The sequence below is a fragment of the Parabacteroides sp. AF14-59 genome (assembly GCF_003479515.1).
GTDB lineage: Bacteria > Bacteroidota > Bacteroidia > Bacteroidales > Tannerellaceae > Parabacteroides > Parabacteroides faecis.
This window is the reverse complement of sequence record NZ_QUHH01000007.1, coordinates 94144-116472: the sequence shown is the minus strand read 5'-3', so window position 1 is coordinate 116472 and position 22329 is coordinate 94144. Positions and strand designations below refer to the sequence as shown.

The following is a 22329-nucleotide window of genomic DNA, read 5'->3' as shown; positions in this document are numbered from 1 at the left end:
CTTACTTTAAAATATCGCTTTACTTATATCTGATAATCACCTCCTCTCCGTTTATTTTATAATCAATAGGTGTAATTTTATTTATCTCGTTCAATATTTCCCTGAGTGACTCGCTTTTAAGGGTGAATCCGTAGCGAACCTCTTTATTCAGATTTTGAATGTGTACATTCATTCCATACCAGCGTTCAAGTTTACGGAATACCTCTGTGGCCGGTGCATCTTCGAATTTGAGTTTATTTTGTGTCCATAGACTTTCTATCTGTGCGTCACAATCCCGAATGCTCCATCGCATGTCTTTTTTTGAAATAGAAATTAATTGATTGGGTGATATCTCGGCCAGAAGGCGGTTGTCAGTTCTGTCTTCTATACCGACCTTACCTCTTACTAAGGAAACATCTACAGTTTCTTCATCAGGATAAGCCGTGACATTAAAGGCGGTTCCATATACAACGACGTTCACAGACGATGCTTCTATAACAAAACGTTGCTCTGTACTTTTATTTACATCGAAAAAGGCTTCTCCTTCCAGTTTTACCTTACGGTTGTTCCGGTTGAAATCGGAAGAATAGGTTAATTGTGACTCGGAATTAAGCCATACCTCTGTGCCGTCGGGTAACAATACTTTCGTTTTTTGTCCGTTTTCAGCCATAACGATAAATTCCTGGGGAACGGAGGTATATTTATTGTGGAAATAGTAATAAGAAGCAAATGAAATCAATAGAGGAAGTAATATAACTGCAGCAATCCTTGTCCAATCGAAGATGGAACGCTTGGGGGTTACTGTCATTTGACGATGGATATCACTTAGAACTGTCTCTTTGATATTCTGATTCATGGGAGTTGTTTTAAATTCATCCCATAAAACTTTTATTTCCTGATCGAGCTCTTCTTTGGAAGAACCGGAAACATTTTCTTTTAACAACTGAAAATCCGTCGGGGTTATTTTGCTGTACATTAATCTGTTCAGCAGGTCCTTTATAATAGAATTTCTCATATACTTTTTCGTATCATTTAGAGAGATACGTTTAGAGAAGAAAAAAGTCCCGATTCTTTTTATGTGTTATAGAACATACTATAAAAAGAAGAACAAAAGGATATAATAATGAGATAATTCGGTTCGTAATATCTTCATGATCAGAGTTAGTTGGTTTTTCACGGTTTTTTCTGTTAATCCCAGTTGTCCGGCAATGACAGAGATAGATAATCCTTTTTCCCGGCTTAGTTCAAATATCTGACGCTGCCGGTCGCTTAACTTTTCCTTTGCTTGTTCCAGTTTATTTTTGAATTCATCGAAATTAATGTCTTTTTCAACAGTATTTTCCGTATAATTCAGGTAAGCATCACTGGTTATATATTCCTCGAAAGCAACGCTTCGTACCTGGTGGCGGAAAGTGTCGATGATCAGGTTGCGGGCAATGGAATATAAATAGGATTTAAAAGACATTTCGGCTGAAAGCTGTTCTCTAGTCTGCCATACACGTAGAAAAGTATCCTGCAAAATATCTTTAGCCATAGTAGATGATTTGGTCAGATTCAATACGAAACCGTATAGCAAATCAGCATAGATGGCATATAGTTTATCGAAATCCTTATGGGAACCGGACTTCAGACCTTCGATCAATTGTCTATGGATATCCTTATTCACAGTGGCAGTTAATTGCATGTACCGGCTGCAAATATAGTACTTGCAAAATGATTTTGGTCAATTTATTATTGAAAAGATTACTGAAAGACAGTTATTTTGATGGGGTGGACCGGATTTGCCGGAACCGATCCTACCGGTATCATCTATGCAGGCGACTCCTGTTTACTCACTCCCCAAGGAGAAACGGCAGGAGAATGTGAAGCCTACAAAGATGATATACGGATTGTCGGGTTATGACTGCCGGTTAGTATTTTATCTCCATACTCTCGTTCCCATTGTCTACCGATACCGGATATGACTGCTTGTTGTAAGCATATTTATAATGTATGGTTTGGGTGTTCCCGGTCTCACCATCCGTTATAGTTTCTTCCGTAAGCGTGTTTTGGTGGCTGAGGTATTGGCGGGGATATACCCCTGTTGAATATAAACTTTTCTGGAACCAGAAAACGAAGAACCATGACGGCAGTTCCACCTGGCTCATTGAACCGGGTTGATTGTTGTATGTAAAAGTATGGGTTGTAATAAGCTTCGAATCCTCAAGGCTGAATATTTCGAGCTTTGTCAGGTTCTTTGTCGACGGGTCGAAGGTCAGTATCGAATAATTTCTCCCATCTCCTATCTTCTTATATCCTTCGCCGGTCATTTGAAATGCACCCAGGTCCGTTATTTTGATCGGTAATCCGTTTTCGTCCAGTTCGATTTCCTGATTATAGGAAACGTCCATGCTCGGTTCGCCACCCTGTTTTACGATGATTTTGTTTCCTTCCTTCTCAAAATCGACAAATCCATGTCCGTCTGCGATATTAGGGTCTGCAGGAGGGGCAAAGGAGACACCCTGAAATTCGTTTCCTTCATAATTGAAGGAGGTGGTGGAACCGTCTTTTTCCATCATCTTCAATAGTTGATTACCGGAATACGACAGGTAGATCGTTCGGTTGTCTGTTTTAAATGCACTGGGAAGGCCGTCTTTACCGGTAAAACCAAAACCTTCGCTGTCATTATCGCACGAAAACAGGCAAAAAGCTGTTGCGATCAAAGTTGTTGATACAAGAGTACGGATGAATCGTTTCATACTGATTTGTTGTTAATGTCTTTATCAATATGATGCTATCATAAATTGAATAGTTGCATCTCAGGAAAAAAACATAAGTATTCAATGCAAGATACATAAGTATTTGATTTGGAAAACATACGTATTTGTCGTTAAAAACATACGTATTTTTTATCTCTCCCAGTAGCATTTTATTTATTACCTTTCATCCTTCAGTTGGGCTGTGGGTATTGTTTCTCAATACTGTCGGACTGAAGCATGGGCCGTTACTCAAAATAAACAGGTAGTTACTCAAAATAAATGGGTAAGCACCCGTCCGGGATTCGGCAGGTGCCGGAAAAAAGGTCCTATGTTTTGAAATGTTAAGTCAGGACTTTTGAATGCAAAGCATAGGTGTTTTGTTGTCAAAGCATATATGTTTTGACAATGGTATTTTTATAGTGTTGCATCATCTTATTCACCCTTCAGTTGAAATGATTGTTTTTCAATGCGGATGGCTGGCTGAAGGCTGAAAGGATATCTGAAGAAATTTCTCCGGAGGACAGATTTCTTTTATTCTTTTTAATAATAAATAGTCTCTCTCTCGCCGAGATTCAATTCTTCTCTTTATATTTGTGGCGTGTCTGAACGGGCAAAGCGTTGCCGCTTACACAAATTTATTAGAAAACATAAGCGTTTAAAGATATTATCCAGGCTTCGAAATCTCGACAATTTCAGCAACAGTGGATGATAGACAACTTCAAAACGCTCATGTTCTTTTCCTTGTTATATACATCTACGGGTATATTGTATCCGTGGGTCTATTATAGGTAAAGAGCGTGGGCTGTTGTTTATACCTCTGTTGCGGGCAGTCGAGAGCCTAGAAGCCAGGTACGATCAACAGTTCCCACGCTTCTTTATTTATTAACTATCCACTTGGGGAATTGATGGATACCTTAAATCTAACTCCAGCATGAATACAAACTTATGCAAAGAGGTGTTTCCCTACATCAGAGGCCATACAATGTAACATGTCGCAAATGCAGATAGAGATATCATGCACTTTTCAAACACATTAGTATTGTTACATTAAACTTATTACAAATGAAAAAGTCGTTACAAATGATCCCGCAAAGATCGCATCATTGGAAGTTGATGGTGTTATTTTTGTTTCTGGGGATCAGCGTTGGTTATGCTGCCAACGAGGAATTGCCATCTGTCGGCAAAGTGGAAACAAGCGTAAACAGTAGCCCCGGTATTACCGATGACAGGTCCTGGACTATCCAGGGGCAGGTTTTTGAACAATCCGAACCTCCTTTACCTTTAGCCGGAGTAAATATCTCGATCAAAGGAACCCAGCTGGGAACGATCTCCGATGCGAGCGGATACTTTTCCATGAAAGCAAAGAGAGGGGATATTATTGTTTTTACTTATTTGGGTTTTAAAAATTATGAGTATGTTGTTTCACGTGCTATCAGCAATCTGAATGTCTCGCTTATTGAAGATGTCGAAGCGCTGGACGAAGTCGTGGTGACCGGTTTCTCGGAAGAGAAAAAACTGAACTCTATTTCTTCTATTTCCTCTTTGGACGTTTCTGCCAATCTGTCGAGTAAACCGGTGACTTCTATGTCGCAGGCATTGCAGGGAGGTATAACAGGTCTTTCTGTCAATCAAGGATCGGGGTTACCCGGAGCTGATGCGGCAACTATAAAGATCAGGGGTGTTTCCTCTTTGCAAACGAACAATGATCCGTTGGTCCTTGTAGATGGTGTTCCGATGGATATGAACAATCTTGATCCGACGACGATTGAAAGCGTTACGGTATTGAAAGATGCCGCCGCCGCAGCTATTTATGGAGCACGTGCGGCAAACGGGGTGATTGTCATCAAAACAAAGCGCGGTACTCCCGGGAAAGTAAATGTCTCTTATAACGGATACTATGGTATTCAACAGGCTACCTATCTTCCCGAGTTTATTGACGGGGCAGGATATATGGAAATGGTGAATGCCGCGAATGTGAATATCGGCGGTAATCCGGTTTATTCGCAGGAAGCGATCGACAAGACGAGGGATGGTTCCGATCCTATTAATTATCCGGATACGAACTGGACCGATTTCCTGTTTAAGAACGGTTCACTTCAAAGCCATTCCGTGTCGGTTTCCGGTGGTGGTAACCTGGCACGTTTTGCGTTGACCGCCAATTATCTGAAAAATGACGGTCTGGTACAGAATACCAATTCCGATCGTCTGAATATCCGTGCCAATACCTCTGTCAGTCTGTTGGATAACCTGTCGGTAAACATGGACTTTAATTCGTACCGGACGAACAGGGAGAAACCATTGTTTAATACTGGAGGTGATATTTTTACTTATATTTATTCAACTCCACCCAATACGGTGATCCGCTATCCGATGAAAGAAGGAAACGATATCGTCTATTATGGGAATCGTCCGGAACAGCGTAATCCGGCTGCGATCCTGGATCGTGGCGGTATCCGTACCAATCTGGAAGATAATATAAGTATCAATATTGCTCCGCGTTGGGAGGTCATACCGAAGTTGATCCTTAGAGGACAATATTCATACCGTATCAGCAGTAGTGCGCAGCGGGATGAACGGAAAGCCTATAACTTTTTCGATTATAACTCCGGTGCGTTTCTCCAGACATGGGGAGCTTCCTACTCTGCGTCCAAGGACCGTTCCAGTTATTACTATATCGGTGCGACGGCTGAATATACCTGGGAAAAGAAAAAACATCGTTTATTCGGTATCGGGGGTTACAATCAGGAGCTGACTAATAATGGGGATTGGGACCGCTGGTCGATGACTTCTGTTTTTGCCAAAGTCAACTATACATTCGACCGTCGTTATCTGTTGGAAGGAACGATCCGCCGGGACGGTTCTTCCCGCTTCGGTAAAGGAAATAAGTTCGGAATATTCCCTTCCATTGCTGCCGGTTGGAACCTGCATGAAGAAAGTTTTATGAAACCTTTGAAGGAACAGGTAAATGAATTCAAGGTGAGGGCTTCATACGGATTATTGGGAAATGAAAATATCGGGTTGTATAAATATCAGACGTTGATCGATGCAGGCAACGGAAATGAAACGGTTTTCGGTAATCCGGATATTACCTGGGAAACAGTCCATATGTTGAATATCGGTGCTGATATTCGTCTGTTCAAAGATTGGACCGTTACATTCGATTATTATGACAAGCTGACAAAAGATATGATCATCACTCCTCCTATTTCTTTTATCGGCGGAACAAGTGCGGCCCCTCTTAATTCCGGAGAAGTAAGGAACAGGGGTTGGGAATTGGATGTGAATTATGGAAAGCAGTATAAAGCATTCGGATTCAATGTACATGCCGGCTTATCACAGAATAAAAACAAGATCGAATCTTTGTTCGGTGCTCCTTATGACAAAGGCGACCGTATTCATCAGGTTGGCTATGCATTGAACAGCTACTATGTTTATCCCACGGAAGGTCTGTTGCAAGAGAGTGACTTTACGAAAGATGCAGATAATAAATGGGTTCCTAAAGAGGGTGTTACCATCTTTGACGGTCAACAGCCCGGTGATATCAAATATAAAGATGTATCCGGACCGGACGGAAAGCCTGATGGAAAGATCACGACAGACGACCGGGTTATCCGTGGGGATGACCAACCCGATCTGAACTATTTTGCCAATATATCATTGAATTACAGAAAGTGGGACTTTGAGATTCTTTTCCAGGGTGTTACCGGTGTGGATGCTTACTATAGCGAGCCTTATTCCTTTGGCCTGAATGTGTCCGGTGACGGACAAACTCCGCTGGCTGTCCAGACAGATTACTGGACTCCGGCCAATACAGACGCCCGCTATCCGAGAATGGCTCCGAATTCAACCTATGGCAGTAATTATCATACGTCTGATTTCTGGCATTTCAATGCGAGTTACTGTCGTGTGAAATATATTCAGTTGGGTTATACTTTCGATCAGTTGGGATTGAAAAAGATCGGTATTTCCAATATCCGGTTATATGTGAATGCACAGAACCCTTTCACTTTTGCACAGGAGAAACTGACAGACCCGGAAAGCCGCGGACAGAGAGGTTCTTATCCGTTAGTAAAGACTTATTCGGCCGGTGTCAGCCTGAATTTCTAATTAAAAACTTCAAAAACAGAATATATGAAACTGTATAATAAAATAAATCCGAAAGCATTTCTGCTTACGTGTCTGCTGCTGGTTTGCAGTAGCTGTTCAGACTTCCTGGAGAAGGATCATCCGACCGGTGTTACCGATGATGATTTCTGGAAAACAATGAATGAGTGTGAGAACGCATTAGGACAATGCAAGCTATGGGTGAAAGGAGCATACGGTGGGGATGAACTCGGGCTGGTGTTTCTTGAAGGGGCAACCGACAATATGTATTTTCAGTCGAACTTTGAACAGCGTATCGTTAGCTTAGGGAACGGATCGCTGGTTCCGCCTACCGATAATAATGCACCTTCTTCATGGGAATCGACATTTAATAGTTGGAAGAATTATTATCTCCGCATCCGTCGCTGTAACCGTTTCCTTAAATTTGTAGATAACGCTTATTTTGCAGATGAAAAGGAGAGGTCACGTATGAAAGCTGAGATCAGGGTTTGGCGTGCCTGGTATCATATTCGTTTATTATGCTGGTATGGTCGAAATGATGGTATCCCAGTAGTCGATACGGATTTAACTCCAACTGAAATTTATAAACCGCGTAATACGGTTGAGGAATGTCTGGATTTCATTAATAAGGAATTGGATATGGTTATAAACTCTAATGACCTGGAATTTCTATGGGACGAAGGACGCCGCGACCGCATGTCGGTTTCTTCGGCTTTGGCATTGAAGATGGATGTAAACCTGCAATTCAAGAAATATGATGTAGCTAAAGAGGCAGCAAAGAAACTGATGGATTCGGGTAAGTTTGAATTGTATTATTCAAGTGCGACAGATGACGATCCGGGTAAGAATTACCGGGATTTATTCCGTTACGTCGGCGAGCAGAACAAGGAGCGTATTATGTTCAAAAGCAGCGGTCTGGATAATATCTGGTTCCGTAATATGGGGACACCGCTGGGCGGACAGGGTGTATCTGCTGTCTTGAAGTCGTTCGTCGATGCCTATGAAACGATGGATGGCAAGACAATCCAGTCGTTGCCGGCGGATGAAAAGCTGAAATATGAGAAAGATCCTTTATATAAACCCAGAGATCCCCGATTGTATGCTACTGTATTTTTGCCGGGTGACAATACGACTATCTCTAATTATACGTATGAGCCTTTTAATGAAGACGGTAGCGATTATGTTGGTAAGACGGGGGCTGTCCGTTCAGGATATATGATGAAGAAATTCATTGATGAACAGGATCGTGCTACCGGAAACGGTAGTCTGGATTATCCGCTTTATCGTTATGCGGAGGTTTTGCTCGATTATGTGGAATGTTTGGTTGAGAGCGGTGACTGGCAAAATCCGGATGTAGAGAAATATATCAATATGATCCGTCATCGTGCCGGAATGCCGAATATGGATAAAAGTGTGTATAATACGCAGGAGAAAGTTCGCGAATTATATCGTCGTGAACGTCGTGTGGAACTTTGTTTCGAAGGGAAACGCTACGATGATATACGTCGGTGGGGCATCGGTGCGGAAGTAATGAACGGACCGATTTATGGGGCATGGAACCCGAAAGATAATGCGTTCGTAACAATTGAAAATCGTACTTGTACATTTCCTAAATATGATTCGTGGCCGCTTCCTCAGACTGAAGTGACATCGAATCCGAATATCAGTCAGCCGACAGGTTGGTAAAAGTAAAAGGGAAGTGCCTATCAGGACGGGCACTTCCCTTTCCTTTTTCTTATAAAACCTTATATGAATAAGCCGGCCAATTCTCCCTGATATACTCTTTCTTGTTATCTTCCGTGACCAGATAATCTATATCTCCCAGCGAAGCAACATGGTAGGCTTCTGCCGTATTCAGTTTATAACTGTCCGCCAGGACGATCCGTTTCCGTGCCCGTTCTATCATACATCGTTTTATCATGGCCTCTTCCCGGTCCGGGCAGGTTAATCCTTGTTGGGGATGCACATCGCTGATTCCCAGGATCAGCCAGTCCGGTCTTATCGTTTGTAATGCCTGGAAGACGGAAACTCCGAGCGTGACCTGGGAAGAAGGGAACACTTTCCCTCCCAGAAATATCAGGTCGAGCTTGGGATGGTTGAATAGCGTGTTGACTATCGGGAAACTGTTTGTATAAACCGACAGAGGAATATCGGTCGGGAGTTGCTTGGCGACTTCCAGGTTGGAGGTTCCCCCGTCCATCAGTAGGATATCTCCGGCATGGAATAACGGGATAACTTTGGTTGCCATCTGCTGCTTGGCGGCTATTCCCGTGTTCAGCCGGTCTGTAAATTCGATAGGGATACCGGATTTGGTAATTGCTCCTCCGTGTACCTTGGTCAGTAAACCCCGTTCATCCAATTCTGTCAGGTCACGACGTAAGGTGTCGTCCGACACACCCAGTTCTGCACTTAGTGCGGTAATATAAATCCTGTAATTCTGATTTATGCGGTTTAATATGTACTGATGTCTTTCTTCTTTTAGCATATATCTGAGAATTATATATTGCATATTACCGCAAATATACATATATTTCGTAGTAACAAGCATCGGTTATGAGATATTTTGTTTCTATTTGCGGACTTTTGCGTATTGTGTGATTCTTCTTTTGAATTCCTGCAAATTTGCAGGAAACTCCGCAATCGGATTTTAGAAGCTGGCTGGTTACATTTTGGAAAATATGATTGTTTAATTATTAATAATTCTAAAAAGTATGAAGTCACAGGTATTAGTAGACATGGATGGAGTTCTGGCGGATGTGTATGGCCAGTTTATCAAAATGGAATATAGAGATTCCGGTATCCGGTTAAACCGGGAAGATTTGTGTGGAAAATCAGAAGAAGAGGCTTTCCCTTCCTTTAACAGACATGTGAGGGAAGCCGGTTTTTTCAGGACAGCCCCTCTTATGGAAGATAGTGTGGAAGGACTGAAGTTGTTGAATGATAAGTATAATGTCTTGATCGTTTCCTCCGCAACCGAATTTCCCGGTAGCCTGATCGAAAAGCAACAATGGCTGAACGAACATTTCCCGTTCATCACCTGGGAGCAAATGATCTTTTGCGGACGTAAGGATAGTATAAAAGGAGATATTATGATCGACGATCATCTGAAGAACCTCCGGAATTTTGAAGGCTGGAAGGTGCTGTTCAGTCAGCCGCATAATATGTGTGTACAGGATCAAATGTATCAGAGAGTGACAGGGTGGAAGGATATTATGGAGATGTTGTGAAAAAACAATCGTGTCAGTAAAGTATTTATACACTTTGCTGACACGATTGTTTATAAAGCGGAGAAGATGTCTGTCTCCTTTTATTGTTTGTCTCCTATCTTCCCAGTTCCTTATTATAAACAGCCTCATCATTAATAATACGAAGAGCCTCCTTGAAACTTTCGTTATCGTCGTTGATGATCTGGAAGTATTCGGCCATATCGTACAGGTCGCGGGCAATCAATGCCTTTATTTGAAGGGTAATAAGCGGTTTGGAACGGTTGTATTGTTCTTCGTTGAACTCGATCTTTTCACCTTTACCCAGTTCGATCAGTTCCTGTAAGGTTTCTTCGGGAACAACGAAATCTTTCTTGTACTGGCTGAACTTCGGATAATTCTTGGTCATCGCGGCACGGTTACGGTCCAGATAACTCATGGAAACACGGTTTACCAGTCCGCTGGCTACCAGATTACGGTGGTAATCGGTATAGCGGGTCGTATCGACCGGGATAAATACGTCGGGCATGATACCACCACCGCCGTAAACGATGCGTTTCGTTTCCAGTGTATTATATTTCATTGAATCCGGGAAATGGATGCTGTCGGCACTCATCAGTTCGCCACGGTTATAGCGGTCGATCAGGTCGTGCTGGTAGTCTTCCAGTTTACCGTTCTCATAGTGTTTCTGGATGCTTCGTCCGGTAGGCGTGTAATAACGGGCTACCGTCAGACGGATCATCGAACCGTCCGGCATAGGGATCGGTTTTTGTACCAGTCCTTTGCCGAATGTACGGCGGCCGACAACTACACCACGGTCCCAATCCTGTACCGCACCGGACAGGATCTCGCTGGCAGAAGCAGACGATTCGTCTACCAATACCACCAGGCGACCTTCTTCAAAGTTGCCTTTAACAGTTGATTTTGCTTCGTCGCGCGGCTGTTTGCTTCCTTCCGTATAGACGATCAGTTTGTCTTTATCCAGGAATTCATCTGCCAGTTCGATGGCGATATTGAGATAGCCTCCGCCATTTCCCTGCAGGTCGAGGATCAGGTTCTTCATTCCCTGTTTCTTCAGCTTGGCAAGAGCGTCACGGAATTCGTCAGCCGAAGAAGCGGCAAAACGGTTCAGTTTGATATATCCGGTCTGCTTGTCTGCCATATAGGCGGCATCCAGGCTGGTTACAGGGATCTTACCACGGATGATCTTGAATTCGATCAGCTCCGGATTCTTATTACGTAACACCTTTATGCTGACCTCGGTCCCTTTCGGTCCCCGCAGGCGTTTCATGATGTCCGTTGTTTTCATTTTAACGCCGGCAATCAATGTATCGTCGACCATGATAATACGGTCACCGGCTACCAGGCCTACCTTTTCGGAAGGACCGCCGGGTATTACCTGGATAACATATAATGTATCTGTCAGCATATTGAACTGGATACCGATGCCGTCAAAATTCCCTTGCAGCGGTTCGGTCATCTCTTTTGTCTCTTCCGGATCCATATAGTTGGAATGCGGGTCCAGCTTTTCCAGCATACCGGTGATTGCATCTTCCACCAGCTTGGAATCATCCACCGGATCTACGTACAGATTCGAGATAGCATATAATGCCATGGATAATTTGCGGGCATCCTGATTCGGTTTCTGGGCCACTGCCGTCGTGATGGCGATCATCAGGGCGAGCAGGGATACTACGATTCGTTTCATTTTAATCTTTGTTTCGTAAATAGTCAATATAAGTTGGTTCCCTTCGGAACGAACAGTGAAATATCTTTGCCATACCGTAACAGTTCGCGTACAATACTGGAACTGATGTGAGTATGTTCGGGTTCTGTAAAAAGAATGAACGTCTCGATACCACTCAGTTTGCGGTTGACATCGGCGATGCTCTTCTCGTATTCGAAATCGTTGACGGTACGGATGCCTCGCATGATAAATTCGGCGCCGACTTCTTTTGCAAAATCGACAGTCAGCGAGTTGTACGACATAACTTTTACCCGTGGTTCGTCTTTATAAAGGCAGCGGATGGCTTCGATCCGTTTTTCGAGCGAGAAGTATGTCTGTTTCTTGTCGTTGATACCGATAGAAATAATGATCTCGTCGACCAGTGCCAGCCCGCGGCTTACCAGCGATTGATGCCCGACCGTAAAAGGATCGAACGTTCCGGGGAAAAGGGCGATACGCTTATTCAGTTGACAGTTGACAGTTGACGGTTGACAGGTTTTGTCACGGTCTATATTCTCTACACTGTTCTGATTATTGCGCATAATATCTTTATTTTCCATATTTTCTTTTGTTGCATCTATAACTGTCAACTGTCACTTGTCAACCGTCAACTGACAACGTCTTCTTCTACAACCAGGTTGTCGATGATAAAGTTCTGTCTTTCCATGGTGTTCTTACCCATATAGAATTCAAGCATCTCCTTCACCAGGTCTTCTTTCTTCATTGTTACCGGGTCGAGACGCATGTCTTTGCCGATAAAATTGCGGAACTCGTCCGGTGAGATTTCTCCCAGACCTTTAAATCGGGTGATCTCCGGATTCTTTCCTACGGCCTGGATGGCGGCCAACCGTTCTTCTTCCGAGTAACAATAATACGTCTTCTGCTTGTTACGTACACGGAAAAGCGGAGTTTGCAGGATATAGACATGATTCCGTTTGATCAGGTCGGGGAAGAACTGCAAGAAGAAAGTGATCAGCAGCAGACGGATGTGCATACCGTCGACATCGGCATCGGTTGCTATGATGACTTTGTTATATCTCAGACCTTCCAGGCCATCTTCAATATTCAAAGCGGCTTGAAGCAGGTTGAATTCTTCGTTCTCGTAAACGATCTTTTTAGTCAGGCCGAAACTGTTCAGCGGCTTACCGCGCAAACTGAAAACAGCCTGCAGGTTCGGATCGCGGCTCTTTGTGATGGATCCGCTTGCTGAGTCACCCTCGGTGATGAAGATACAACTTTCTTCCGTGCGGTCGCCTTTGGCATCGTTCAGGTGGATACGGCAATCACGCAATTTCTTGTTATGCAGATTGGCTTTCTTGGCTCTTTCGCGTGCCAGCTTGGTAACACCGGCAATGGCCTTGCGTTCTTTTTCCGATTCCAGTATCTTACGGAGCAGGGCTTCCGAAGTATCGGTGTTCTTGTGCAGGTAGTTATCCAGCTCTTTCTTGATGAAGTCGCCGACAAATTTAGCGACTGTCGGGCCTTCGGGACCTATATCTTTGGAACCCAGCTTGGTTTTTGTCTGGCTCTCGAACACCGGCTCTTCTACCTTGATGCTGATGGCGGCAACGATACCCGCACGGATGTCCGAATATTCGAAGTTCTTGTTGTAATACTCTTTAATGACACGTCCCAGCGTTTCACGAAAAGCGGAAAGATGCGTTCCTCCCTGTGTCGTGTACTGACCGTTCACGAAAGAGTAATATTCTTCGCCGTACTGGTTGCTATGGGTGATAACCACCTCGATGTCTTCTCCGTTCAGGTGAATGATCGGATATAAAGGCTCGGTAGTCATATTTTCGTTCAGCAGATCGACCAGTCCATTACGTGAGTGGAATTTTTTTCCGTTGTACATAATGGTCAGTCCCGAGTTCAGAAAGACATAATTCTTCAGAAGACTCTCGATGAACTCGTCTTTATACTGATATTCCTTGAATATTTCCTTGTCGGGGATGAAATAAGTCAGTGTCCCGTTTGCTTCGGTAGTCGGTTGGATACCGGACTCTTCAGTGACGATCGCCTTGTTGTATTCAACCCGCTTACATTCACCGTCACGGAAACTGGTGATCAGGAAATAGCTGCTCAGGGCGTTTACGGCTTTGATACCGACACCGTTCAGTCCGACAGACTTTTTAAAAGCCTTACTGTCGTACTTGGCACCTGTATTCATCTTGCTGGAAACGTCGACTACCTTTCCAAGAGGAACACCGCGACCGTAGTCCCTGACGGAAACCGTACCTTCTTCTACGGTGACTTCTATGGTTTTACCATACCCCATCATGTATTCGTCGATGGAGTTATCGAGTACTTCTTTCAGCAATACATAGATTCCATCGTCCGGATAGCTTCCATCTCCCAGTTTACCGATATACATACCAGGGCGTCGGCGGATATGTTCCATCCAGTCCAGCGTCTTGATATCGTCGTCATTATACGCTGTCGGTTGTTGCATTGTCGAATTCAGTTCTTCCATAGAAAATCCTTATTTTAATTTTTTGATAAATGCTCTTCTCGTTTTATGATGTTCACGTTTGAAATAATCCCATTGGGCCTGTACGGCATTGTTGCTTGCCAGCTCCGGGTTACTCTCGGCATATTCGACTCCCAAACCGATGTATACAGGAATCAGGTCGTTGAATAATAATGCGTTGACTCCCTTGTTCTGATATTCCGGCAATACACCTGTCAGATACAGGTCGATCACTTTGGGTTTTGTCTTCAATGCCTTCAGCAGATGTATCCAGCCGAACGGGAACAAGTGTCCTTTCGCTTTCTGCATGGCGTGTGAAAGGCTGGGCAGTGAAATCCCGAAACCTACCACGGTATCGTCTTCTTCCCGGATAATAAGGGTTACCAGGTCCAAACGGATCATCGGGATATATTGCTTCACATAATAATCGATCTGCTTCTGTGTCAGCGGAGCAAAGCCGTACAATGGAGCATAGGCTTCGTTCAGTGTTTCGAATATTTTCTGTGCATACGGCCATATCTCCTTTGTCTTTTTGAACTTCATGGTTTTCAGGCCGTATTTCTTTTTTACGATTTCTCCGATGCGCAAATGTTTTTCAGGAACACCTTCCGGAATATATATCTTAAACTCGTGCCAGTCCTGATCTTTCTCATAGCCGATACGTTCAATATGTTTTGGATAATAGGGATAGTTATAGATTGCGGCCATCGTCCCGAGTTGGTCGAATCCTTCGACCAGCATTCCCTCATGGTCCATATCGGTGAATCCCATCGGTCCGTGTATCTCCTTCATCCCTTGTTCTTTCGCCCATTTTTCAACGGCACTGAACAGAGCGTCGACTACCTCGGCATCATCAATGAAATCAAGAAAACCGAAACGGGCACGTTCCTGGTTCCATACTTCGTTACTGCGGCGGTTGATCATCCCGGCAATACGCCCGACGATCCGGTCATCCTTGTAGGCAAGAAAATAGACGGCATCGCAAACTTCGAATGCCGGATTCTTTTTCTTATCCAGTGTAACCATCTCCTCTTCGATCAATCCCGGTATATGATAGGGGTTACCTTTGTATAAATCAATATTGAACTTAACGAATTTCTTCAGTTCCTTTTTGCTGGTAACTTCTTTAATTACTACGCTCATTGGTTCATTTTATTAGAACGGCAAATTTACATAATTAATTCGTTACTTAATAATTCGCTACTTAGTTAATTTGTTAATTAGTTCCTTAGTTACTTAATTCCTTAGTTCCTTAGTTGTCCGGAGACCGGGAAGACTTTATCCGAGGCTGTATTGTAGAAACTGTTTCATAGTAATGAAACAAGTGTTTCACTATGAAGAAACAACTGTTCCATTAGGGTGAAACACTTTTGGGGTTACTTATAAATTCAGTTGACTCTTGTATGTTCTGGTAAAGGATTCGGAGTGGCAAACGGATGTACTGTGATAAATACTCCTTGCTTTTAGGAAATTAATCGATTATACTTACCTGGGATTGTTAAATTAGCATTATATTTGCATATATAACAAGCGGCGAAATAGATTATTCACCATGAAAAACTTAATTAAAATAATTATGTTGACAGTACCTTTTATCACGGGTTCATCATGCAACTTTACTCCGAAAGAATTGAATTCGAATCTGGCCTTTAAAGCGGAAGCAACAACCGGCGAAGGCTCTATCTGGCATCCGGACAGGAATACGTTGTTCTGGGTTGACATCGAAGGACAGAAATTATACGAATATTATCCGGATAAACAAGATTGTAAAACCTGGGAATTCGATCGCATGGTTTCGACTGTCGTACCGGAAACAGACAGTACGGTCGTCGTTTCCCTTCAGGATGAGATCGTACGGGTGAATCTGAATGACGGGAGTTTATCGTCTATCGCTCCGATCCCGGATAAGGACGGGAAAGTCAGGTGTAACGACGGCAAATGCGATCCGGCAGGCCGCCTGTGGATAGGGACTATGGGATTCGGTGCTCCTAAAGGGGCAGGGACATTATACACGGTTGTACCCGACGGAACCGTGACGACCAAGTTGGAAAAAGTGACTATATCCAATGGGATTGTTTGGTCGGCGAATAAAAAGTTCATGTATTATAACGATACACCGACCGGTAAAATTGCCCGTTACCGGTATGATGAAAAGACAGGAGAGATCTTGTTCGATGGTATTGCCGTCACTTTACCTGCAGGAAGTGGTGCTCCTGACGGAATGACAATCGATGGCAATGATAATTTATGGGTGGCTCAGTGGGGCGGTTTCGGTGTGTATTGCTATTGTCCCTATACTGGTGAGCTGCTGGCAAAAGTAGAAGTACCGGCTCCTAACGTTGCTTCCTGTGCATTCGGAGGCAAGGACATGGATACGCTCTACATAACAACGGCACGGGCCGGACTTTCGAAAGAACAATTGGAAGAATACCCCCTTAGCGGTAGTCTTTTTGTTTGTAAACCCGGAACAAGCGGACCGAAGCCTTACAAATTTAAACAACAGACAGAATAGGCAATATAATTTAACCTGTTTGTAAACAGAATATCAGTTATAATTGTTTATTTTGTGAGAGAGATTATTGTCTCTCATTAATAACGAGAAATATATGACGAAAAACAAATCCGGGAAGAAGGATAATAAAGAAAACAAACCGAAGAAGAACAAGGCAAAACGTATGAAGAAAGAAGCTATGCTTCATTCTGTGATGTCTGTCTTTCAATCCTCTCCCAAGGAACCATTTAACTATAAACAGATAAGCAAACTGATCGGCGTGGAAAGCCAGGTACAGAAACTACAGGTGGTAGACCTGCTGTATGATCTTTCGGCCGAGAACTTTATTACGGAAATAGACCGCGGCCGTTATCGTTATAACGGCTTGGGTACTACTGCGATCGGTACATTCGGACGCCGGAGTAACGGGAAGAACTCGTTTATACCGGAAGACGGCGGTGCGCCGGTTTTCGTGGCAGAACGAAATTCCGGACATGCGATGGACGGAGACAAGGTGAAAGTGCAGTTGTTTGCTAAGCGCAAAGGCGCTGAACCGGAAGCCGAAGTGATCGAGGTGCTGGAAAGCCAGAAAAAGACATTTGTCGGTAAGTTGCAGGTGACGAAAGGTTTTGCCTTCCTGATCACCGAGAACAAGACACTCGCAAACGATATATTTATCCCGAAAGACAAACTGAAGGGTGGAAAGAACGGCGATAAGGCTATTGTCCGTATCGTGGAATGGCCGGATGAGGCTAAGAATCCGCTCGGTGAAGTGGTCGACATTTTAGGTGTGGCCGGTCAGAACACGGCAGAAATGCACGCGATACTGGCCGAATTCGGTCTGCCGTATACTTATCCGGAGAGTGTGGAGAAGGCTGCAAATAAAATACCGGATGCCATTCCGGAGGAAGAGATCGCCAAGCGTGAAGACTTCCGTAAAGTCCTGACCTTTACCATCGACCCGAAAGATGCAAAAGACTTCGACGATGCTCTGTCTATCCGTCAACTGGATAACGGAAGCTGGGAAGTAGGTGTGCATATCGCGGATGTAACTCATTATGTAAAACCGGAAAGTTTGATCGACCGGGAGGCAGAAAGCCGGGCAACATCTGTTTATCTGGTAGACCGTACCATTCCGATGTTACCTGAACGTTTGTGTAATCAGATCTGTTCGTTACGTCCGGATGAAGAGAAGTTATGTTTCTCTGCTGTCTTTGAATTGGATGACGATGCGAATGTAAAGAAATCGCATATCGGACGTACCGTGATCAAAAGCGACCGCCGCTTTACGTATGAAGAGGCACAGCTGGTGATCGAGACAGGAGAAGGTGACTATAAAGATGAAATACTGGTACTGGACAGATTGGCTAAGAAATTGCGGGATAAACGTTTCCAGAACGGAGCCGTCAATTTCGACCGCTTTGAAGTAAGGTTCGAGATCGATGAGACCGGAAAGCCGATCAGTACATATATCAAGGAATCGAAAGATGCCAACAAACTGATCGAAGAGTTTATGTTGCTGGCCAACCGTACGGTGGCTGAATTTGTCGGTAAAGTGCCTAAAGGGAAGACGAAGAAGACCTTTGTTTACCGTGTCCATGATCTGCCTGATCCGGACAAACTGGAGAACTTTGCCGCCTTTATCCGCCGCTTCGGTTATAAGATGAAAACGGAAGGAAGCAGTAAGATCGATATTTCACGTAACCTGAACCGTTTGCTGGATGAAGTGCATGATAAACCGGAAGAGAACCTGATTGAGACGTTGGCTATCCGTTCGATGCAGAAAGCCCGTTATACGACAGAGAATATTGGCCATTACGGTCTGGCATTTGAATATTATACGCATTTTACTTCTCCTATCCGTCGTTATCCGGATATGATGGTGCACCGTTTGCTGGAACGTTATCTGGATGGCGGACGTAGCGTGGTAAAAGTGAAGTATGAAGAGAAATGTGACCATTGTTCAACGATGGAACAGGTAGCGGCAAATGCCGAACGTGCTTCTATCAAATACAAACAAGTCGAGTTTATGCAGGATAAGCTGGGCATGGTGTTCGATGGTGTGATCTCCGGTGTTACGGAATGGGGATTGTATGTGGAACTGAACGAGAACAAGTGCGAAGGGCTTGTGCCTATCCGTGACCTCGGTGACGACTTCTACGATATGGATGAGGAAACATACAGCCTGATCGGTCGTCGCAAGAAACGTCGTTTCCGTCTGGGTGACCCGGTGACCGTGAAGATCGCAAATGCCAATCTGGAACGCAAGCAATTGGACTTTATGTTGATGGAGTAAGAACCGGATAACTATAAAATAAAAGAGACAACTAATCCATCGTGAATTAGTTGTCTCTTTTTTATTTGTAGGAAAGGTACTATTCTGTAGTGTCTTCTCTAATATTGTAGCCCAATTCGTTATCCCTGGTTTTGTCCTGAAAGAAATACCAGTTCCCGTCATTCGATTCTATATAGTAGAGGTTCGTATAGGTAAAATCCGGATCGATATGTGTCAGTGCAGTAGCCACATTATCCGGGGTTTTCGTGTTTTTGTTAAGTTCGTATCTTGTTTCTCTCCAGAAACCCCAATCAGTGGAAACAGTCCCTCCGAAAGTTACATATTTGATAGTATCATTGTGGAGGATAAAATATTCATGTTCTCCGGCATTGTTTACATATCCTTTTATTTCAGCTCCGTTATATTTTTCCGTGATAAAATCAAAGTGGTCTTGAGGTAGGTTTACAAACCAGCGTGTATCGTTAGGCTTCCACGTGAACGTCGATAGAAGTAATCCGTCTTCACTGATAAAAACATTATGCTCTACATTTTCTATATTCTTCCGGCGGTACAGGAAGTGTATCATGTAAAGGCCTGTGTCTATCCCGGCCCGTTCTGTTTTAGATATATCTATGTTTTTTACGTCACGATATTGAGTATCCATAAAAGCACTCAGAACTTCAAACGGGAGTTGCTGAATATCGCTGATCTGCGTATAGGTCATTTTCCAGTCTTCGTTGTCGTACCAAGTGGATGCCTCGTTTTGCTCTTTGTCAAGAAATTCTATTTGACAAATATTATTTGAGTGATTATTGAAAGCTGTGATTTCGGCTGAAGGAGACCGTTTAGAGAAATCACTCTTGATTGCAGCGGGGATCTCATCTTCTATTGATGAATTGTCTTTATCGCAGGCTGTAAAGCACAGTAACATACATACTAATACATAGTAAACACAATTTGTTCTTTTCATAAGTCTTTTATTTAGATAGATAAATAAGCTTGCTGGTAATATCCCCTATTACCAATAAATCAGACCAAGTACGCTGCATCCGATCAATGCCAGTCCCAACAAGGCATAAAAGATACGTGCTCCTTTTCTGCCGAATTTGTTGACAAAGGTAGTTGCTCCGCTGGTTTCAAAATACCAGTCGAAATTGAAGATCGCGGCAATCAGAGAGAAGGCTCCCAGAGCCATAAAGATGACTAATATGAAATAATCGGTTGGTTCCATCGGCTATTTTACTTCTACGGTTCGTGAGCCGTCAGGATTTTCACTGATCGTTACATCCACCACATCGCCGGGAAGTAAATCTTCGATCTTTTCCGGCCATTCGATAAAGCAAAGGGCACCGCTATAGAAATAATCTTCGGTTCCTATATCTTCTGCTTCGCTCAGTTTGTTGATACGGTAGAAATCGAAATGGTAGATCAGTTCGCCGGTTGTATCGCTACGGTATTCATTGATGATAGCAAATGTCGGACTGTTGATAACATCTTCTACGCCTAACTCTTCGCAAATCGCTTTGATGAAAGTCGTTTTACCTGCTCCCATATTACCATGGAAAGCAAAAACGGTACGGTCATCCATTCCGGCAATGAACTCTTTGGCAGCCTGGCGGATGGTATCTAAATTCTCAATCTTGATAATACTCATGATGTCTGCTGATTATTGATCATTTGTAATCTACCTGCAAAGGTATATTAATTTTCAATTCTCAATTCTCAATTTTCAATTATTTTGGTATCATGGTGATAAACGGTACCATCATTTCCTCCATAGAGATCCCTCCGTGCTGGAATGTATTCTTGTAATAAGAAACATAATAATTGTAGTTGTTCGGATAGGCGAAGAAGTCATCGTTCATCGCAAAAATGTATTTACTGCTCAGGTTGGGAGAGGGCAGGCCCACTTTTTCCGGGTCACGTATTTCCAGTACCTCCTTCGGGTTGTAATTCAAATTCTTACCGACTTTATAACGGAGATTTGTATTCGTGTTCCGGTCACCGATCACTTTGATCGGGTTGTTGACACGAATGGTCCCGTGGTCGGTGGTCACAATTACTTTATAACCTTTGTCGGAGATACGTTTGAACAGCTCCAAAGTGGTGGAATGCTGGAACCAGGAACGGGTCAGGCTGCGGTAAGCTGCTTCGCTCTGTGCCAGTTCACGGATCATTTTCATTTCCGTACGGGCATGCGACAACATATCCACGAAGTTGAGAACAACGACATTCAACTGGTTATGTGTCAGAGAAGAGATCATATTCAGTAGCTTTTCTCCGTATTGCGAATCGTGTACTTTGTTGTAAGAGAAGCTATATTTCTTACGGAAGCGGTCGATCTGTGTCTGGATCAAAGGCTCTTCGTTCAGGTTCTTGCCTTCTTCACTTTCCTCATCCACCCATAAATCCGGGAACATTTTCTCTATCTGCAAAGGCATCAGGCCGGAGAAGATGGAATTGCGTGCATATTGGGTAGCAGTAGGCAGAATACTGTAATATAATCCTTCATCGAAAGTGAAATATTCAGCCAGCAGGTCTTTTACCACGCGCCACTGGTCCAGGCGGAAGTTATCGATCAGGATGAAAAAGACCTTCTCGTCGTTATCCAGCAACGGGAATACTTTTTTCTTGAACAGGTCCGGACTCATCAAAGGACGCTCGGCTGGGTTCTGTATCCAGTTTACGTAATTCTTCTTTACGAATTTGCCGAAAGCTTTATTCGCTTCTTCTTTCTGCATCCGGAGCATGTCGGTCATTTGCACCTGGCTGCTTTCCAACTCCAGCTCCCAGTAGACCAGTTTTTTGTATAACTCCATCCAATCGTCGGTGGTCAGCGAATCGTTGATCTGCATGCCGATACGGTTGAATTCCTGCTGGTAGCCGACTGTCGTCGTTTCCGAAATAATCACATTTTTATGAACATTCTTTTTGATGGAAAGAAGCAGTTGATTCGGGTTGACCGGCTTGATCAGATAATCGGCTATCTTATTCCCGATAGCCTGGTTCATGATGCTCTCTTCCTCGCTTTTGGTAACCATGACGACCGGAACGTTGGGATTGATCTCTTTGATCTGTGCCAGTGTCTCCAAACCGGTCAGACCCGGCATGTTCTCGTCCAGGAATATGATATCGAACGATTGATCCCTGCAACAGTCGATAGCATCCTGCCCGCTGATCACCGGAATCACTTCATATCCTTTATCCTGTAGAAACAAAATGTGAGGTTTCAACAAATCGATCTCATCATCTGCCCAAAGTACTCTGTCTTTTTTTACTGCCATATGTTACCTAAATTATTTCTTACAAATTTAATCGGAATAGTTTACATAATAACGATGCT

General features: G+C 43.5%; 18 protein-coding genes. 6 read left to right on the top strand and 12 right to left on the bottom strand.

What is annotated here, in order from left to right:
• Nucleotides 1–19: 19 nt before the first annotated feature.
• A complete protein-coding gene (locus DWW23_RS10210) occupies nt 20–994 on the bottom strand; it encodes a FecR family protein (RefSeq protein ID WP_122353181.1) in 975 nt (324 codons plus the stop codon).
• A 78-nt stretch (nt 995–1072) separates the two neighbouring features.
• Complete coding sequence (locus tag DWW23_RS10205; protein WP_233564304.1) at nt 1073–1645, bottom strand: RNA polymerase sigma factor; 573 nt, start codon at nt 1643–1645, stop codon at nt 1073–1075.
• A 99-nt stretch (nt 1646–1744) separates the two neighbouring features.
• On the opposite strand from DWW23_RS10205, the gene DWW23_RS10200 reads away from it, so the two are divergent.
• The gene (locus DWW23_RS10200; RefSeq protein WP_233564303.1) at nt 1745–1882 is read left to right on the top strand and encodes a hypothetical protein; all 138 of its coding nucleotides are present in this window, start codon (nt 1745–1747) and stop codon (nt 1880–1882) included.
• 7 nt (nt 1883–1889) lie between these two features.
• Here DWW23_RS10200 and DWW23_RS10195 read toward each other — a convergent pair whose 3' ends face one another.
• Nucleotides 1890–2717 (bottom strand): permease, encoded by an 828-nt coding sequence (locus DWW23_RS10195; RefSeq protein ID WP_122353179.1) that lies wholly within the window; start codon nt 2715–2717, stop codon nt 1890–1892.
• Between the two features lie 1062 nt (nt 2718–3779).
• On the opposite strand from DWW23_RS10195, the gene DWW23_RS10190 reads away from it, so the two are divergent.
• A complete protein-coding gene (locus tag DWW23_RS10190) occupies nt 3780–6824 on the top strand; it encodes a TonB-dependent receptor (RefSeq protein ID WP_233564302.1) in 3045 nt (1014 codons plus the stop codon).
• A gap of 24 nt (nt 6825–6848) precedes the next feature.
• Entirely contained in the window at nt 6849–8507 is a 1659-nt protein-coding gene (locus tag DWW23_RS10185; RefSeq protein WP_122353178.1) for a RagB/SusD family nutrient uptake outer membrane protein, read from the top strand.
• 49 nt (nt 8508–8556) lie between these two features.
• Here the strand turns inward: DWW23_RS10185 and DWW23_RS10180 are convergent, their stop codons facing one another.
• On the bottom strand, nt 8557–9306 hold the full coding sequence (locus DWW23_RS10180; RefSeq protein WP_122353274.1) for a DeoR/GlpR family DNA-binding transcription regulator: 750 nt from the start codon (nt 9304–9306) through the stop codon (nt 8557–8559).
• Between the two features lie 226 nt (nt 9307–9532).
• Between DWW23_RS10180 and DWW23_RS10175 the strand changes: the two genes are divergently transcribed.
• Nucleotides 9533–10048 (top strand): 5'(3')-deoxyribonucleotidase, encoded by a 516-nt coding sequence (locus tag DWW23_RS10175; RefSeq protein ID WP_122353177.1) that lies wholly within the window; start codon nt 9533–9535, stop codon nt 10046–10048.
• Between the two features lie 94 nt (nt 10049–10142).
• On the opposite strand, the gene DWW23_RS10170 is transcribed toward DWW23_RS10175, so the two are convergent.
• The 4 genes from DWW23_RS10170 to DWW23_RS10155 form a co-directional block, all read right to left on the bottom strand.
• Nucleotides 10143–11732: a S41 family peptidase gene (locus DWW23_RS10170; RefSeq protein ID WP_122353176.1), complete on the bottom strand. Its 1590-nt coding sequence runs from the start codon at nt 11730–11732 to the stop codon at nt 10143–10145.
• A 23-nt stretch (nt 11733–11755) separates the two neighbouring features.
• The gene (gene coaD / locus DWW23_RS10165) at nt 11756–12217 is read right to left on the bottom strand and encodes a pantetheine-phosphate adenylyltransferase (RefSeq protein ID WP_122353273.1); all 462 of its coding nucleotides are present in this window, start codon (nt 12215–12217) and stop codon (nt 11756–11758) included.
• A 140-nt stretch (nt 12218–12357) separates the two neighbouring features.
• The gene (locus DWW23_RS10160; RefSeq protein ID WP_122353175.1) at nt 12358–14223 is read right to left on the bottom strand and encodes a DNA topoisomerase IV subunit B; all 1866 of its coding nucleotides are present in this window, start codon (nt 14221–14223) and stop codon (nt 12358–12360) included.
• A 9-nt stretch (nt 14224–14232) separates the two neighbouring features.
• A complete protein-coding gene (locus tag DWW23_RS10155) occupies nt 14233–15363 on the bottom strand; it encodes a hypothetical protein (RefSeq protein ID WP_122353174.1) in 1131 nt (376 codons plus the stop codon).
• Nucleotides 15364–15796: 433 nt separating this feature from the next.
• Here DWW23_RS10155 and DWW23_RS10150 point away from each other — a divergent pair, with 433 nt between their 5' ends.
• Nucleotides 15797–16732 carry an SMP-30/gluconolactonase/LRE family protein gene (locus DWW23_RS10150; RefSeq protein WP_122353173.1) on the top strand — a complete coding sequence of 312 codons (936 nt, stop codon included), beginning with the start codon at nt 15797–15799 and terminating at the stop codon, nt 16730–16732.
• Nucleotides 16733–16826: 94 nt separating this feature from the next.
• Nucleotides 16827–19007 carry a ribonuclease R gene (gene rnr / locus DWW23_RS10145; RefSeq protein ID WP_122353172.1) on the top strand — a complete coding sequence of 727 codons (2181 nt, stop codon included), beginning with the start codon at nt 16827–16829 and terminating at the stop codon, nt 19005–19007.
• Between the two features lie 79 nt (nt 19008–19086).
• Here rnr and DWW23_RS10140 read toward each other — a convergent pair whose 3' ends face one another.
• The 4 genes from DWW23_RS10140 to DWW23_RS10125 all read right to left on the bottom strand — a co-directional run bounded on the left by DWW23_RS10140 (nt 19087) and on the right by DWW23_RS10125 (nt 22270).
• Nucleotides 19087–19956, bottom strand: a complete 870-nt coding sequence (locus DWW23_RS10140; protein ID WP_122353171.1) for a hypothetical protein — start codon at nt 19954–19956, stop codon at nt 19087–19089.
• A 48-nt stretch (nt 19957–20004) separates the two neighbouring features.
• Nucleotides 20005–20217 carry an immunity 17 family protein gene (locus DWW23_RS10135; RefSeq protein WP_122353170.1) on the bottom strand — a complete coding sequence of 71 codons (213 nt, stop codon included), beginning with the start codon at nt 20215–20217 and terminating at the stop codon, nt 20005–20007.
• 3 nt (nt 20218–20220) lie between these two features.
• Nucleotides 20221–20640 carry a tRNA (adenosine(37)-N6)-threonylcarbamoyltransferase complex ATPase subunit type 1 TsaE gene (tsaE, locus tag DWW23_RS10130; RefSeq protein ID WP_122353169.1) on the bottom strand — a complete coding sequence of 140 codons (420 nt, stop codon included), beginning with the start codon at nt 20638–20640 and terminating at the stop codon, nt 20221–20223.
• Nucleotides 20641–20719: 79 nt separating this feature from the next.
• Complete coding sequence (locus DWW23_RS10125) at nt 20720–22270, bottom strand: PglZ domain-containing protein (RefSeq protein ID WP_122353168.1); 1551 nt, start codon at nt 22268–22270, stop codon at nt 20720–20722.
• Nucleotides 22271–22329: the final 59 nt, after the last annotated feature.

Bases quoted from the DNA above. Each gene is read 5' to 3' on its own strand.
- DWW23_RS10210 (WP_122353181.1), bottom strand. From the start codon at position 994: ATGAGAAATTCTATTATAAAGGACCTGCTGAACAGATTAATGTACAGC.
- DWW23_RS10200 (WP_233564303.1), top strand. From the start codon at position 1,745: ATGGGGTGGACCGGATTTGCCGGAACCGATCCTACCGGTATCATCTAT.
- DWW23_RS10195 (WP_122353179.1), bottom strand. From the start codon at position 2,717: ATGAAACGATTCATCCGTACTCTTGTATCAACAACTTTGATCGCAACA.
- DWW23_RS10190 (WP_233564302.1), top strand. From the start codon at position 3,780: ATGAAAAAGTCGTTACAAATGATCCCGCAAAGATCGCATCATTGGAAG.
- DWW23_RS10185 (WP_122353178.1), top strand. From the start codon at position 6,849: ATGAAACTGTATAATAAAATAAATCCGAAAGCATTTCTGCTTACGTGT.
- DWW23_RS10180 (WP_122353274.1), bottom strand. From the start codon at position 9,306: ATGCTAAAAGAAGAAAGACATCAGTACATATTAAACCGCATAAATCAG.
- DWW23_RS10175 (WP_122353177.1), top strand. From the start codon at position 9,533: ATGAAGTCACAGGTATTAGTAGACATGGATGGAGTTCTGGCGGATGTG.
- DWW23_RS10170 (WP_122353176.1), bottom strand. From the start codon at position 11,732: ATGAAACGAATCGTAGTATCCCTGCTCGCCCTGATGATCGCCATCACG.
- DWW23_RS10160 (WP_122353175.1), bottom strand. From the start codon at position 14,223: ATGGAAGAACTGAATTCGACAATGCAACAACCGACAGCGTATAATGAC.
- DWW23_RS10155 (WP_122353174.1), bottom strand. From the start codon at position 15,363: ATGAGCGTAGTAATTAAAGAAGTTACCAGCAAAAAGGAACTGAAGAAA.
- DWW23_RS10150 (WP_122353173.1), top strand. From the start codon at position 15,797: ATGTTGACAGTACCTTTTATCACGGGTTCATCATGCAACTTTACTCCG.
- rnr (WP_122353172.1), top strand. From the start codon at position 16,827: ATGACGAAAAACAAATCCGGGAAGAAGGATAATAAAGAAAACAAACCG.
- DWW23_RS10140 (WP_122353171.1), bottom strand. From the start codon at position 19,956: ATGAAAAGAACAAATTGTGTTTACTATGTATTAGTATGTATGTTACTG.
- DWW23_RS10135 (WP_122353170.1), bottom strand. From the start codon at position 20,217: ATGGAACCAACCGATTATTTCATATTAGTCATCTTTATGGCTCTGGGA.
- tsaE (WP_122353169.1), bottom strand. From the start codon at position 20,640: ATGAGTATTATCAAGATTGAGAATTTAGATACCATCCGCCAGGCTGCC.
- DWW23_RS10125 (WP_122353168.1), bottom strand. From the start codon at position 22,270: ATGGCAGTAAAAAAAGACAGAGTACTTTGGGCAGATGATGAGATCGAT.